Genomic DNA, 13,686 nt, shown 5'->3' on the forward strand with positions numbered 1-13,686 from the left:
CGAGCGCCACAGGCCCATATGTAAACATCGCGTAAATCCTGATCCGTCCAGCCGACGGAAAGCGGACCCCGCCGGTAAGGCGGAAAGGAAAGGGTGACGTGAAACCCACCGACGACGAGCGTCCCGACGGCCGGCCCGTGCCCACGCTCGACGATGTCGCCCGGCGCGCCGGCGTGTCGAAGTCGACGGCGTCCCGGGCGCTGAGCCGTCCCGATCTCGTCGCCCCGGCCACCATCGCCAGGGTCCACGACGCCGCCGTCACACTGGGTTTCGAGCCCAGCCGGGTGGCGCGCGCCCTGGCCCACGGCCGTACCGGCCTGATCGCGCTCGTCGTGCCCACGCTGGAGAACACCTTCTTCACGCCCATCATCAACGGCGCCCAGGCGCGTGCCGCCGAGGCCGGATCGCAGCTGACGGTGGCGGTGCACGAACCGGACGACCACCCGGCCCTGGCCCGCCTCGCCCGCCAGGTCGACGGTTTCCTCCTCACCGCGCCGCGCGGCGACGACGACAGCGTCCGGTCCGTCGCCCGGCTCGCTCCCACGGTGCTCATCGACCGCGAGGTGGAGGGGATCACCTCGGTCTCCGCCGATGTGGCCCGCGCCTTCGGCGAGGTCGTCGGACACCTGGCCGGGGCGGGGCACCGGCGCATCGCCTACCTCGGGGGGCCGCACGGCTCGTGGCAGAGCCTGCGGCGCTCCGAGGCGGTGCACCGCGCCGCGCTCGGGCGGGCCGAACTCAGCATGCTGGGACCGGTACCGGCCACGTTCACCGCCGGCGTGGAGAGCGTCGACGCGGTCCTCGACAGCGGGGCGAGCGCGGTGGTCCCGTACGCGACGTCGGTGGCGCTGGGCCTGATGGCGGCCCTGGCCCGGCGCGGGGTCGACGTGCCGGGCCAGGTGCTCGTCAGCGCTGAGCGTTCGGTCCTCGACGCGCTCGGCATGACCCGGGTGCCCGCCATCGACGTGGACGGCGAACAGCTCGGCCGGGTGGCCGCGGAATGTCTCGTCGAACGGATCGAGCGGCGCGGCGGTACGGCGGGGGCGTCGTCCTGGCTCCCCGTCGGCGTCCGGCTGCCCACCGGGTGAGGGCGACGGCGGCGCGGCCGCACGCCGTCGAGGCCCCGTCCGGTGACGCCTGCGCCGGCCCGCCGGGGGCACCATCGACGGCCCCGGCGCGACTGTCCGACCTCTCGGTTACGTTGGCGCCATGACTTCCTTCGTACTGGTGGCAGGCGCGTGGCTCGGGGCGTGGGCGTGGGACGACGTGGTGGACGAGCTGCGTGCGGCCGGGCACGACGCTCATCCGCTGACGCTGTCGGGCCTCGGCGAGAAGCGGGACGCGCCCGCCGGACAGCAGACCCATGTGCGGGATATCGTCCAGGAGATCGAGCGCCGTGATCTGCGCGAGGTCGTCCTGGTCGGGCACAGCTATGCGGGCATTCCGGTCGGTCAAGCCGCGGCCGGCATCGGTGACCGGCTGGCCCGCGTGGTCTTCGTGGACTCGGACATCCCGGCGGACGGCGAGTCGTTCGTGTCCGGCTGGCCGGACGGCCGGGCGATGGTGGAGGCGTCGATAGCCGAGCACGGGGGCTTCTGGCCCCCGCTGTCCGCGTCCGACTACGAGGGCCAGGACCTGAGTGATGAGCAGATCGCGCGGATCGTCAGCGGAGCGACACCCCACCCGGGCGCCACGCTGACCGAGCCGGCCGTGCTGGCGCGCCCGCTCGGCGAGCTTCCGGCGACGTACGTCAAGTGCCTGCTCGACGGCCCGGAGCCGGGCGCGGACGTGGCCGCGCTGCTGACCGGGGAGCGCTGGCGACTGGTCGAGATGGACACCGGCCACTGGCCGATGTTCTCCCGCCCACGCGAACTGGCGCGGATCCTTCTCGACGCGGCCGGTGCCGGCGGCTGAGCCGCGCGCTCGGCCACCGGCCGGCTTCGGCCACGGCCCCCCTGTCACGGTCGCCGGCGCGCCGTGACGCTCACACGACGGTGACCGGGTGCCGGACGACGGCGTCGAAGAAGTAGCCCTGCGTGTTGTGCGTGGCCTCGACGGGCTGCGTCCGGCCGGCCGTGTCCGTGGCGCGTGCCAGAAGTTCGGTCCTGCCCGGTGTGGCGGGGCGCCAGGGGACGCTCCAGCGTGTCCAGCCGTCTCGGCGCGGGGCATCGTGCGCGCGGGCCGGGCGCCAGGTGGCACCCGCGTCGGTGCTGACCGACACCTCCCGTACTCCCCCGGCGCCGGACCAGGACCTGCCGTGCAGAACGTACTCGCGGCCCGCGTCGAACGTCTCCCCGCTCGCGAGTTCGAAGGCGCTCTTGAGCGTCTGCCGGGTCAGCGGTGGCCCGCCCCCTTCCGGGTGAGCGGGGCCGAACAGCCGGTAGAAGTCGGTGTTCCAGGGCGAGTACAGCGGTTCGGCGGAGACCTCGATGTCGCCGACCCACTTGACCGAGGAGATGCCCACCCAGGAGGGGACCAGCACCCGCACCGGGTGACCGTGGTCGTACGGCAGCGGCTCGCCGTTCATCTCGTACGCCAGGATCACGTCGTCCAGCGCCTTGGCGACCGGCAGGGGACGGCGCACCCGCCCCAGGTTCACCCCCTCCGTCACATACTCGTCATCCAGGCCACGCGGCATGACGTCCACCGCCCGGCGGTCGAGCCCGGCCCGCCGCAGCACCTCCGACAGCCGGACACCGCCCCACCGCGCGACACCGACGGCGCCCAGGGTCCACGCCGTGCCGGAGACGGACTGCCCCTGCTGAGTGGCGTACAGCGAACGGCCGTTGCCCGCACATTCGACGAAGGCCGTGTGCCGGACGGCGGGCAGCGCCCGCAGGTCGTCGAGGCCGAACTCGACGGCCCGGTCGAGGCCGGGCGCGCCGCGCAACCCGCTTCCCCACAGCTTCAGGCGCCACCGCGCCGGATCGATGACGGGAGTGGTGGTGTGGTTGCGGACGAAGAAACGGTCTGCGGGCGTCAGATAGCCGGTCTCCCGCAGCGCCTGCCACCGCGTCTCGGCGTTGGTCCCGCGTACGGTGAACCACTCGGCGGGCAGCGGCTTGACGATTCCGCCGGCGGACGCGGTGGCGGACGTGACGGTGGACGCGGCGCCGGGGCCGGCTGTCGACGCGGCGGCGGCCCGTGACGCGGACGGCAGAGCCGCCGCCGTGGATACGGTGGCGAGCAGGGCCAGCAGGTGACGGCGGGACATCCCGTCCGCCCTGGCCGCGCCGGCGAGCCACTGCCCCGACCGCAGCCGGTCGTAGGCGACTTCATCGGCCGGGCCGGGTCGGGAGACGTCTCTCATGATGGCGTTTCCTCTCCTCCGCCGGGCCGACACGCGACCGCACGGTCCGTTGCACGGGTGTACCGCCCACGACCGTAGGGCCGTAGTGCTGCGGCAGTGTGAACGGCGTGTGGCAGAGCGTCCCGCGACGTGCGCTCCCGTGCGTTTCGGGCGCGTCGCGCGCGTCGACCACCGAGCCCTGCGCACCGGCGGGAACCGCCGCGCTCGGGGCCCCGCGGCGTCGGCGCCGTCAGCCCGCCCGGGTCGCCACCAGTACATGGCTGTCGCCGAACTGCCAGACGGGCGCCGCGTGTTCGAAGCCCGCCCGGCGCAGCAGCTCCACGTGGCGGGGCAGGGAGAGCGCGTCGCCCGCCTCCGTGATCGGGCCCCGCCGCTCGCGCTCCTCCAGCAGGTCCGCGAGTTCCGGGTCCTCGGCCAACGCCGCCCACCAGGTGTCCCAGTCCTCGTGGGCGGAAACCCCTTGCCGCCGGGCGCGGCAGCGGCCCACGTGTGCCGCGATCCGGGCGTGCCGGGCGCCGGTCTGGCGCAGGTGGTCGGCGTTGATCAGCACGCCGCCCGGGCGCAGCATCGCGGCCAGTTGGGCGTAGGTGCGCCGCAGCGCCGCCTCGGAGAGGTAGTGCAGGGCCGTCGTGGAGACAGCCGCGTCGACGGGCCGCCGCAGCCCCAGGGCCTCGGTCCATCCTGCCGCGCCGATCTCGGTGTCGACATAGCGGGCGGCGTCCGAGCGGTGGGTACGGGCCAGTTCCAGGAGCAGCGGGTCCATGTCGACCGCCACGATCTCCGCCCGCGGCAGGCGCGCGGCCAGCCGGGCCGCCAGGGACCCGGGGCCGCACCCGAGATCGAGGATCTGCGGGCACGGCTGCCCCTCCGTCACGTGCTCGACGACATCGGCGATCACCGTGAACCGCTCCTCGCGGTCGACGGCGTAGCGCAGTTGCTGCCGCTCCCACCGCCGCACCCACGATTCAGCCGCCGCCATGCTCAGCCCCATCGACCGTGCCGCCCTCACTCGTTCCCGTACCCGACCGGTCCCCCAATCTACCGTAACTGAAAACGGTTCCCGTTACGCACTGCGCGCCCCGAACGCGTTCTCCGGGTGCGTCACTCCAGCGTGCGCAGGACGTCGAGGAGCCGGTCGATCTCCTCCGGTGTGTTGTAGACGTGCACACTGACCCGCACGGAACTGGTCTTCTCTCCCGCACCCGACTGGCAGTGGTCGTCGGTACGGACCATGAAGCCGTGGCTGAAGAGGATGAAGCCCATGTCGTGCGCGCCGATGTCGCGGTGCCGGAAGGTCACGATGCCGCAGCGCGGCTGTACCCCGCTGCCCGGGTCCAGGCTTTTCTGACAGCCCAGCACCTGGTAGGGGGGCAGCTTCCGCAGTCCGTCGGTGAGCCGGAGCGCGAGGGCCGTGGTCCAGCGCTCGATCCGGTCCGTCCCGGCCGCCTCCAGCCAGTCGAGGGCGGCGGCCAGTCCGGCGGCGCCCGCCGTGTTGGGGGTGCCGTCCCATCCGCCGGGGGCGAACCGGGGCCCGCGCGCCTGACGCGCCCAGACGGCGCCCGAGCCCGGCAGCGCCAGGGCCTTGTGCCCGGAGAACACCACGAAATCCACGTCGAGGTCGGCGACGGACACCGGCAGGTGCCCCACGCTCTGCGCGGCGTCGAGGCAGATGGGTGTCTCCGGTCCGACCGCCCGCCGAATGCGCTGGACGTTCATGTCCGCGCCGTAGACGTGGTGCACATGGGTCGCCGCGACGAAGCGGGTCCGGGGCCCGACCGTCTCGGCGAGGGCCGCCGGGTCGTAGTCGCCGGAGGCCGCCTGGTACGGCATCTCGCGCACCGTCACCCGCACGCCCCTGGCGGCCAGCAGCTTCTGGAGGTCCAGCCAGGGGACCAGATTCGCCTGGTGATCGGCGAACGGCACGACGATCTCGTCACCGTCGGTCAGGACACCGGGCAGCCAGTCGAGCGCGACCGAGCGCAGCCCCGCGGTGGTTCCGCTGGTGAAGAAGACGTCCGACCGCTCCGGCGCCGGGTCGGCGAAGAAGGACTTGATCCTGGCGCGCGTGTCCTCCAGCAGTGCGGTCGACGCGTTGGCCCAGGGATAGGTGCCACGGCCCGCGTTGGCGTTGACGGTGGTCAGGTACGTCTGGACGGCGTCCAGGACCGCGCGTGGCTTCTGGGACGTCGCGGCGCTGTCCAGGTAGACGAGTTCGGGATGCTCGGCGATGATCGGGAACATGGCGCGCAGAGGGCGTTGCCATCGGCTCAGGTCCTCCGGGAACGATTCCTCGCGGATCAGGGAGACGTCCTCCTCGGTCATCTCGTCAGTCCCGGACCAGGGGGGCGCCGGCATCGCGCCAGGCGATGATGCCACCGTCGAGGCTGCGGGCGTCGGTGTGTCCCATACGGGTCAGCAGGGCCGCGTAGCGCGCCGATCTGTCCCCGACGGGGCAGGCCAGCAGCACCGGTTTCGTCCTGCTGAACGGCAGCCCGCCCCGCACGAGTTCCCCGAACAGTTCGTCGGTGATGTTGATCGCGTGCTCGATGTGCAGGGCGGCGTACGCGGACGGCCCGCGCAGGTCGATCACCAGGGGTTGCTCCCGCGATATCCACTCCCGTGCCTCGGGTACCCCCACGGTCGTGACGGCCGCGACGTCGGCCTCTGCCACGTCCAGCAGCGAGTTCTTGCGGGCGGGCCGCCCGGTCAGTTCGGGACGGCGCTGCTTGACGTAGCTGAGGTAGCTCTCGATGCGGTCGCAGACGATGAAGACGGCGGACCGGCGTTCCCCGTCCGCCGTCAGTTCCTCGTCCGCCGCGCGCAGTTGCCGCACCGTACCGAAGTACGCGGCACCTCCGGTGGGCCCGGCGAGTATGCCGCAGCGGCGGGCCAGGGTGAGCATCCCGTCGATGGCCTCGTCCGAGGTCACCTGCTCCATCGTGTCGTAGGTGGCCGGGTCGAACAGACCGACCTCGTGCACTTCGTCGATGGTACGGATGCCCGGGATGAAGTCGGACTTGTCCGCGACCAGTCCGACGACCCGCACCCGGGAATCCTGCTCGCGCAGGGCCCTGGCGACACCGGTGGAGGAGCCGGCGGTGCCCACGCACGCGACGAACCAGTCCGGCACGCGCCCGTCCAGGTCCTTCACGATCTCCGGTCCCGTCCCCAGGGCGTGTGCCTCCGTGTTGCGGTCGTTGTAGTACTGATCGGTGTGCAGGTAGGCGCTGTCCGGATCGGAGAGGGCCCGGTGGAAGAGGGTGAGCGGGTCCTCGGTGTCGGTCGGGTCCAGGCACTCGCTCCGCCCCGGCAGTTCCTCTATCTCGGCGCCGAGCAGCAGGAGCAGTTCCTTGATCTCGGGCACCCGCATCCTGTTGGTGACGCTCTTGAACGACAGGCCGTGCATACCGGCGAGGACCGACAGGGCCTTCGCCGTGTTGCCGCTGGACAGCTCCACGATCTGGCTGTCCCGCTCCTTGGCGGCGGCCAGGCCCGGGCGGACCATGTTCCAGGCGGCCCGGTCCTTGACCGAGCCGAAGGGGTTGAACATCTCCAGCTTGGCGTACAGGTCGATGTGGCGCAGACCGTGCACCGCCGGATCGATCCGCACCAGCGGAGTGTTGCCGATGACCTGGGTGATGCTGTCGTACCTCATGCGCTCCCCTCCCGACACAGCGTCGGCCAGTACTGCTCGTCCAGACACCAGCGCCAGCTCTCGCCGTCGCGCCACACCGCGGCCTTCCGCGCGGCCGGCAGTTGCTGGGCACGACTGGCCTGGAAGTCCATGCAGTAGCCGGCGGTGTTCACAAAGCCCAGCAGGTCGCCCGGGACCGGCAGGCGCGGCAGGTGGACCTTCCTCCGCGAGATGAGATCCGCTTCCAGACAGAGGCCACCCGCCAGGTAGACCCCGGCCGCCGGATCACTCCCGGCGGGGCGGGTCCCCCCGGCCCCGAGCACGACCGGGTCCATGAGGACACCGTGGTCCTCGAGGCCGATGTCGTCCGCCTTGGCCGCCAGGCGTACGAGGTGGTCCTCCCGTTCCGTGCGGCGCACCTCCAGCACCCGGGCGAGCGTCAGCCCGCACTGGTCCGCCAGCGCGCGGCCGGGCTCCGTATAGAGGTCGTACAGGTTCTCCAGGAGCAGCGCGGACAGCGGACGGCCGCCGAGGGAGGACGCCGGGGCCGACAGCAGTTCGTCGAGGTACTCCTCGCCCGCGGCCGGCCGGTAGGCGGGATAGAGCCCGAGCGCACCACGCACGGTCCCGGCCTCGGCGCGCAGTCCGTAGCCGTGTCCGCGCCACGTCAGTTCGGGGCGCTGCCCGAGGACCGCCTTGGTGAGTTCGGTCGTGTAGCGCTCCCACTGCTCGCGCCGCGCGAGGTAGTTGACGCCGAACCCGCCCCCGATGTCCACGACGCGGGGCCGCAGTCCCCGCTCCCGTACCGCGTCCAGGGCCCGGACGCTTCCTTCGAGCGCCACGGCCTTCTCCGCGACGCTGGTGGTGTCCAAATGGAAGCCCACGCCGATCAGATCGACGGCCTGGTGGTGCTCCGCCACCGCCTTCAGCAGGCCGTCCAGTTCCCCGGCCGGCGAACCGAACCTGCTGGTGCGGCTCAGCACCCGGGCCCCGGGCGCCTCGAACGCCGACAGCCGCAGGAGGATTCGTACCCGGGGTAACGCGTACGCCCGCACGAGCTCCGCCAGGTCGTCCAGTTCGGCACGGCCGTCGACATGGACCGTCGCTCCCGTACGGGCCGCGAGCCACAGGAACTCCGGCGTCTTCGGGCCGGTGGCCATGATCCGGTCCGGGGTGAACCCGGCCCCGAGAGCGTGCTGCAACTCGCCGAGCGACGCCACATCGGCGCCGGCGCCGGTGGCCGCGAGCCGGCGCATCAAGGCGGCGGAACGGTTCGTCTTGTGCGCGAACCAGATCTGGCCGCCCAGCCGGTGCTTGGCGTACATCGCCCGGAAGGCCGCCGCGTTGTCGGCGATCTGGTCGGGGAGCACCACGTTCAGCGGCGACCCGAGCGCGTCCACGAGCCCGCGCAGGAAGTCCTCCGCCCGGAGCAACGCCGCCATGCGCGGCGCCGTTCGCGGCTCCAGGTACAGAGGCAGTGCTGCACTCAAGACCCCTCCTCCGTTCGAGTACGCGATCTTCCGTCCTCGTTCCAAGTGATATTCATTTCCCTTTTCGCAGGGGCTTACGCGCCGACTGCGGATCCACGGCCCGGAGGGAGGCGGTCCGGGCGGGTGGTCCCTGGCCGCGATCCGTTTACCGCTCCGCGTCGCAGGTCACTCAGGTGGAGCCGAAGCATCCCACCGTGAGGGAGGTCCGATGGCTCGGACGGGGATCCGGAACGTGGGCCGCGGGCGGACCGTCGAGTCGGTGCGGGTACACGCGTTCGAGGTGCCCACCGACGGCCCGGACGGCAGGGAGCAGGACGGCACGCTGGAGTGGGGTTCGACGACCCTCGTGCTGGTCTGTCCGCGGTCCGGTGAGTGCACCGGTCTGGGGTACACCTACGGCGACGTGTCGGTCGCCGCGTTCGTCGAGTCCGCGCTCGCGCCCCTCCTGCGCGGTGCCGACGCCGAGTCACCGGCGGCGCTGTGGCGGCGGGCCTTCGGCGAGATCCGCAACGCCGGCCGGCCCGGGGTGGGCGCCATGGCGGTCTCCGCGGTGGACGTGGCGCTGTGGGACCTCAGGGCGAAGCTGCTCGGCCTCCCCCTGTTCCGTACGCTGCCCGCCGTCCACGACCGCGTTCCCGTCTACGGCAGCGGAGGATTCACCAACTACCCCCTCGCCCGGCTCGTGGAACAGCTGTCCGGATGGGTGGAACGGGGCATCCCGCGGGTGAAGCTGAAGACCTCGCGAGAGCCGCGGCGGGACCCGGAGCGGCTGTCGGCCGTACGCGCGGCGATCGGCGACGACACCGAGCTGTTCACCGACGCCAACGGCGCGCTCTCCCGCAAGGAGGCCGTGTACTGGGCACGGCGGTTCGCCGAGGAGTGGGACGTCCGCTGGTTCGAGGAACCGGTCGGCTCCGACGATCCCGACGGACTGAGGCTGGTGCGCGAGCACGGGCCCGGCCGGCTCGAGGTGGCGGCGGGCGAGTACGTGTACCTCCCGCGCGACGCGCACGGCCTGCTGTCCGCCGGCGCGGTGGACTGTCTCCAGGCCGACGTGACCCGCTGCGGCGGCATCACCGGGCTCCTGCGGATCGCGGGGCTCGCCGCCGAGTACCAGACCGACCTGTCGGCCCACTGCGCCCCCGCCACGTCCGCCCACGCGTTCTGCGCGGTCGAGAGGCTGCGCCACCTGGAGTACTTCCACGACCACGTCCGCGTCGAGCGACTGCTGTTCGACGGAACCCTGTCCCCCGACGCGGGCGTCCTGCGGCCGGATCCCGCTCGCCCCGGTCTCGGCCTGGAGGTCAAGTGCGCCGACGCCGAGCCGTACCGCGTGTACGGCTCCTGAGCGACGACCGGGCGGGCGAGTGGCGGAGAGCGGGGAACGCGGCCCGAAGTCCTCGACGAACCCGAAGAACCGGAAGTCTCCGAGGATCCGGCCGAAACTGCCCGGCCGGGCGGCTCGGTGGCTTCGCGAGCCACTGGCTCCGCTCAGGCGCCAGGTGGGCGGGGCGGAACGGCTCAGGAGTGTCGCGCTGCTCGCCGCGGTGACGAGTCTCGACGGCGCGGACAAGGCGACCCTGGCGGTGAACGCGGGCAGCCTGGAGCACGCCTTCGGCGTCAGTCACGCGGGCATCGGTCTGCTGGCGTCCGCCACGGCGCTCACCGGGGCCGTCTTCACCCTCCCGGTCGGCGCGCTGACCGACCGGGTGAACCGCGTCCGTCTGCTCGGCACCAGCATCCTGTTGTGGGCGGTGGCGACGGCGCTGTCCGGGGCGGTCTCGTCCTTCGCCTGGCTGCTCGCCGCCCGGGTGCTGCTCAGCGCGGTCACCGTCACCGCCGGACCCACCGTCGCCTCGCTCGTCGGCGACTACTTCCCGGCGGCCGAACGCGCCCGGCTGTACGGATACGTCCTCGCCGGAGAGCTGCTGGGCACCGGTGCCGGCTACCTCGTCTCCAGCGGTGCCGCGGCCCTGAGCTCGTGGCGGCTGTCCCTGGCCTGGCCCGCCCTCCCCGCCCTGCTCCTCGCTCATGTCGTCCGGCGCGCCAGGGAACCCGCCCGGGGCGGGCAGCCTGCGTACATCGGAGGACGGGCCGGGCCCGGGAACGGCCACGGCCCGGCGGGCGCCCGGCCGCACCCCGGGACCGGCCCGGGGAACGCCCGGCCGGGGCCCGGCGCGCCGCCGGGCGCGGACCCCGCCGCGCTGTCGTTCTGGCAGGCGGTGCTCATGGTGCTGCGGATCAGGACCGTCATCGTCATCATCACCGCCTCCGCCCTCGGCTACTTCTTCTTCGCCGGCGTGCGCACCTTCGCCGTCCTGTTCGCGACCCAGCACTACGGCCTCGGCCGGGCCGCGGCCGGGCTGTTCATCCTGGTCGTCGGGGTGGCGGGCGTCGGCGGACTGTTCCTGGGCGGCCGCACCGCCGACCGGCTGCTGGACCGCGGATACGTGAACGGGCGGATCATCGTGCCCGTGCTGGCCTCCCTGGCGGCGCCGCTGGCTCTCGCACCCGCCATCCTCTCCACCTCCGCGCTCGCCGCGGCACCGCTGCTGGCGCTGGGCACCGCACTGCTCACCGCCCCGAACCCGCCCCTGGACGCCGCCCGGCTCGATGTCGTCCCGCCGGGGATCTGGGGGCGGGCCGAGGCGGTCAGGACCACGCTGCGCACCCTGGGGGAGTTCTCCGCTCCCCTCGTCTTCGGGTACCTGGCCGCCGACGTCTTCACCCGCGACGGCCTGAAGTGGGCCTTTCTCGTCTGCCTGGCACCGCTCGTGGGGGCGGGGCTGCTCGGCCTGGCGGCACTTCGTACCTATCCCCGCGACCTCGCCGCGGCCTCGGCGTGGTCCGGCCGTGCGCGGGGATCGTGACCGGCCGTGCCCGGTGTCGCGGCGTACGGCCGCGCACCGTCCGCCGCCGTACCGCCCGGCCGCCGTTCGGCCCAGCGCCGGTTTGCGTACCGGCCCGTCTGGCTACAGAGCAGCGGCGGTGCGACGCGGTCCGGGCCCTGTGCCAGCGGCGTCACCCGGCGTCCCGTCGCCTGTCGTCGTACGTCTCGGGAGGGGCCGTGTCGCAGTTGGAGAAGGACCTGCGCGGAGAGCCGCCGGCCCCCGCGGCCGACACCCGGATCAGCATGGGCAGCCGGCTCAGGAACTATCTGACCACCACCGATCACAAGACGATCGGCAGCATGTACCTGGTGACGTCGTTCGGGTTCTTTCTGCTGGCGGGCGCGCTCGCGATGCTCATGCGGGCGGAGCTGGCGCGCCCCGGCCTCCAGGTCGTCAGCAACGAGCAGTACAACCAGTTGTTCACCATTCACGGCACGATCATGATGCTGCTCTTCGCCACGCCGACCTTCGCCGGGTTCGCCAACGCGATCATGCCCCTGCAGATCGGGGCGCCGGACGTGGCCTTTCCCCGGCTCAACGCGCTGACCTACTGGCTGTTCCTCTTCGGGGGGCTGATGGTCGTCTCCGGCTTCGTCGTCCCCGGGGGCGCGGCGTCGTTCGGCTGGTTCGCCTACGCGCCGTTGAACAGCGCGGTCCGCACGCCGGGGGCGGGCGGCGACCTGTGGGCGACGGGGCTCGTACTGGCCGGCCTGAGCACCACGCTGGGCTCGGTGAACTTCATCGCGACCATCGTCTCGCTGCGTGCCCCGGGCATGACGATGTTCCGGATGCCGATCTTCACCTGGAACATCCTCTTCACCTCCGTCCTGGCCCTGCTGGCCTTTCCCGTGCTCACCGCCGCACTGCTGGCCCTGGAGGCGGACCGGAAGTTCGGCGCGCACATTTTCGACGCGGCCAACGGCGGCGCGCTCCTCTGGCAGCACCTGTTCTGGTTCTTCGGCCATCCCGAGGTGTACATCGTCGCGCTGCCCTTCTTCGGCGTGATCACGGAGATCGTGCCCGTCTTCAGCCGCAAGCCGACCTTCGGTTACATGGGCATGGTGGGCGCCACGATCGCCATCACCATGCTGTCGGCGACGGTGTGGGCGCACCACATGTTCGCCACCGGCGCGGTGTTCCTCCCGTTCTTCTCCATGATGTCGTTCCTGATCGCGGTACCGACCGGGGTGAAGTTCTTCAACTGGATCGGCACGATGTGGCACGGCAGCGTCTCCTTCGAGACTCCGATGCTGTGGTCGACCGGCTTTATGGTGACGTTCCTGCTCGGCGGCCTGAGCGGGGTGCTGCTCGCCTCGCCGCCGCTGGACTTCCAGGTCACCGACACCTACTTCGTCGTGGCCCATCTGCACTACGTGCTCTTCGGAACGATCGTCTTCGCCACGTTCGCCGGGTTCTACTTCTGGTGGCCGAAGTGGACCGGCCGCATGCTGGACGAACGCCTCGGCCGGATCCACTTCTGGACGCTCTTCGCGGGCTTCCAGGCGACGTTCCTGGTCCAGCACTGGCTCGGCGAGGGCGGGATGCCCCGCCGGTACGCGGACTACCTCGCGGCGGACGGGTTCACCACGCTCAACACCATCTCGTCGATGGGCGCGTTCCTGCTGGGTCTGTCCACGCTGCCGTTCCTGTACAACGTCTGGAAAACGGCTCGTTACGCGCCCACGGTGGACGTCCACGACCCCTGGGGGTACGGGCGGTCGCTGGAGTGGGCCACCTCCTGCCCGCCACCGCGGCACAACTTCCACGCCCTGCCCCGGATTCGCTCGGACTCCCCCGCCTTCGACCTGCACCACCCGGAATTCATGAGCCTGCCACGGCACGAGCGGGGCGCCGAGCGGCCGACACCGGACACGCACGGAAAGCAGAGCGCGTGAAGACCGAGGCCCGTCTGTTCGCGGGAGTCGCCCTGTTCTTCCTGGTGACGGACACGTTCTACATCTGGTTCGCCCGGGAGCCCGCCGGCTCCGCCGCGCTGGCCGTGTCCTTCCTGATGGCGGCGGTCGTCTCGTTCTTCTGCGCCGCGAACCACCGACGCAGGGGCGAGCGGCCCGAGGACCGGCGCGACGCCGACGTCAAGGACCGGACAGGGCCGCTGGACTTCTTCCCGCCGTACAGCGCGTACCCGCCCATGACGGCCCTCGGCGCGGCCTTCCTCGGGCTGGGTGTCGTCTACGGTCTGTGGCTGTTCCTCATCGGCCTCGGCGTCACCGTCGCGGGCGTCACGGGGATGGTCTTCCAGTTCGCGGGCCGCGACGACTGACGACGGCGGCCGCGACCTCCCGCGCGTCCCCCGGACGGCCGAGCGCGACAGGCTCCGGGGGTGGGACGGCGCGCGGTAGG

The 13,686-nt window shown here is 72.2% G+C and carries 11 protein-coding genes; 6 read left to right on the forward strand and 5 right to left on the reverse strand.

Annotated elements, in window-relative coordinates:
- The first annotated feature begins 98 nt into the window (after nt 1-98).
- Together ACU6P3_RS01860 and ACU6P3_RS01865 are read left to right on the forward strand one after the other, a co-directional pair.
- Nucleotides 99-1,088, forward strand: coding sequence for a LacI family DNA-binding transcriptional regulator (locus ACU6P3_RS01860; protein ID WP_447195605.1), 990 nt, complete (start codon nt 99-101; stop codon nt 1,086-1,088).
- Between the two features lie 121 nt (nt 1,089-1,209).
- A complete protein-coding gene (locus ACU6P3_RS01865; protein WP_447195606.1) occupies nt 1,210-1,914 on the forward strand; it encodes an alpha/beta fold hydrolase in 705 nt (234 codons plus the stop codon).
- Between the two features lie 70 nt (nt 1,915-1,984).
- Here the strand turns inward: ACU6P3_RS01865 and ACU6P3_RS01870 are convergent, their stop codons facing one another.
- The 5 genes from ACU6P3_RS01870 to ACU6P3_RS01890 form a co-directional block, all read right to left on the reverse strand.
- The gene (locus tag ACU6P3_RS01870; RefSeq protein WP_447195607.1) at nt 1,985-3,310 is read right to left on the reverse strand and encodes a sulfite oxidase; all 1,326 of its coding nucleotides are present in this window, start codon (nt 3,308-3,310) and stop codon (nt 1,985-1,987) included.
- A gap of 229 nt (nt 3,311-3,539) precedes the next feature.
- Nucleotides 3,540-4,301, reverse strand: a complete 762-nt coding sequence (locus tag ACU6P3_RS01875) for a class I SAM-dependent methyltransferase (RefSeq protein ID WP_447195608.1) — start codon at nt 4,299-4,301, stop codon at nt 3,540-3,542.
- A 110-nt stretch (nt 4,302-4,411) separates the two neighbouring features.
- Complete coding sequence (locus tag ACU6P3_RS01880; protein ID WP_344274864.1) at nt 4,412-5,632, reverse strand: aminotransferase class V-fold PLP-dependent enzyme; 1,221 nt, start codon at nt 5,630-5,632, stop codon at nt 4,412-4,414.
- A 4-nt stretch (nt 5,633-5,636) separates the two neighbouring features.
- A complete protein-coding gene (locus ACU6P3_RS01885) occupies nt 5,637-6,965 on the reverse strand; it encodes a pyridoxal-phosphate dependent enzyme (RefSeq protein WP_344274861.1) in 1,329 nt (442 codons plus the stop codon).
- Entirely contained in the window at nt 6,962-8,386 is a 1,425-nt protein-coding gene (locus ACU6P3_RS01890) for a type III PLP-dependent enzyme domain-containing protein (protein WP_447198178.1), read from the reverse strand. Before ACU6P3_RS01890 ends, ACU6P3_RS01885 begins: the two co-directional genes overlap by 4 nt.
- A gap of 256 nt (nt 8,387-8,642) precedes the next feature.
- On the opposite strand from ACU6P3_RS01890, the gene ACU6P3_RS01895 reads away from it, so the two are divergent.
- The 4 genes from ACU6P3_RS01895 (at nt 8,643) to ctaF (ending at nt 13,606) form a co-directional block, all read left to right on the forward strand.
- Entirely contained in the window at nt 8,643-9,782 is a 1,140-nt protein-coding gene (locus ACU6P3_RS01895) for an enolase C-terminal domain-like protein (RefSeq protein ID WP_447195609.1), read from the forward strand.
- 154 nt (nt 9,783-9,936) lie between these two features.
- Nucleotides 9,937-11,304 (forward strand): MFS transporter, encoded by a 1,368-nt coding sequence (locus ACU6P3_RS01900; RefSeq protein WP_447195610.1) that lies wholly within the window; start codon nt 9,937-9,939, stop codon nt 11,302-11,304.
- A 257-nt stretch (nt 11,305-11,561) separates the two neighbouring features.
- Nucleotides 11,562-13,220, forward strand: coding sequence for an aa3-type cytochrome oxidase subunit I (gene ctaD / locus ACU6P3_RS01905; protein ID WP_447198179.1), 1,659 nt, complete (start codon nt 11,562-11,564; stop codon nt 13,218-13,220).
- Nucleotides 13,217-13,606: an aa3-type cytochrome oxidase subunit IV gene (gene ctaF, locus ACU6P3_RS01910; RefSeq protein WP_447195611.1), complete on the forward strand. Its 390-nt coding sequence runs from the start codon at nt 13,217-13,219 to the stop codon at nt 13,604-13,606. The genes ctaD and ctaF overlap by 4 nt, the downstream gene beginning before the upstream one ends.
- Nucleotides 13,607-13,686 lie beyond the last annotated feature (80 nt).

Source organism: Streptomyces hebeiensis (assembly GCF_052983195.1).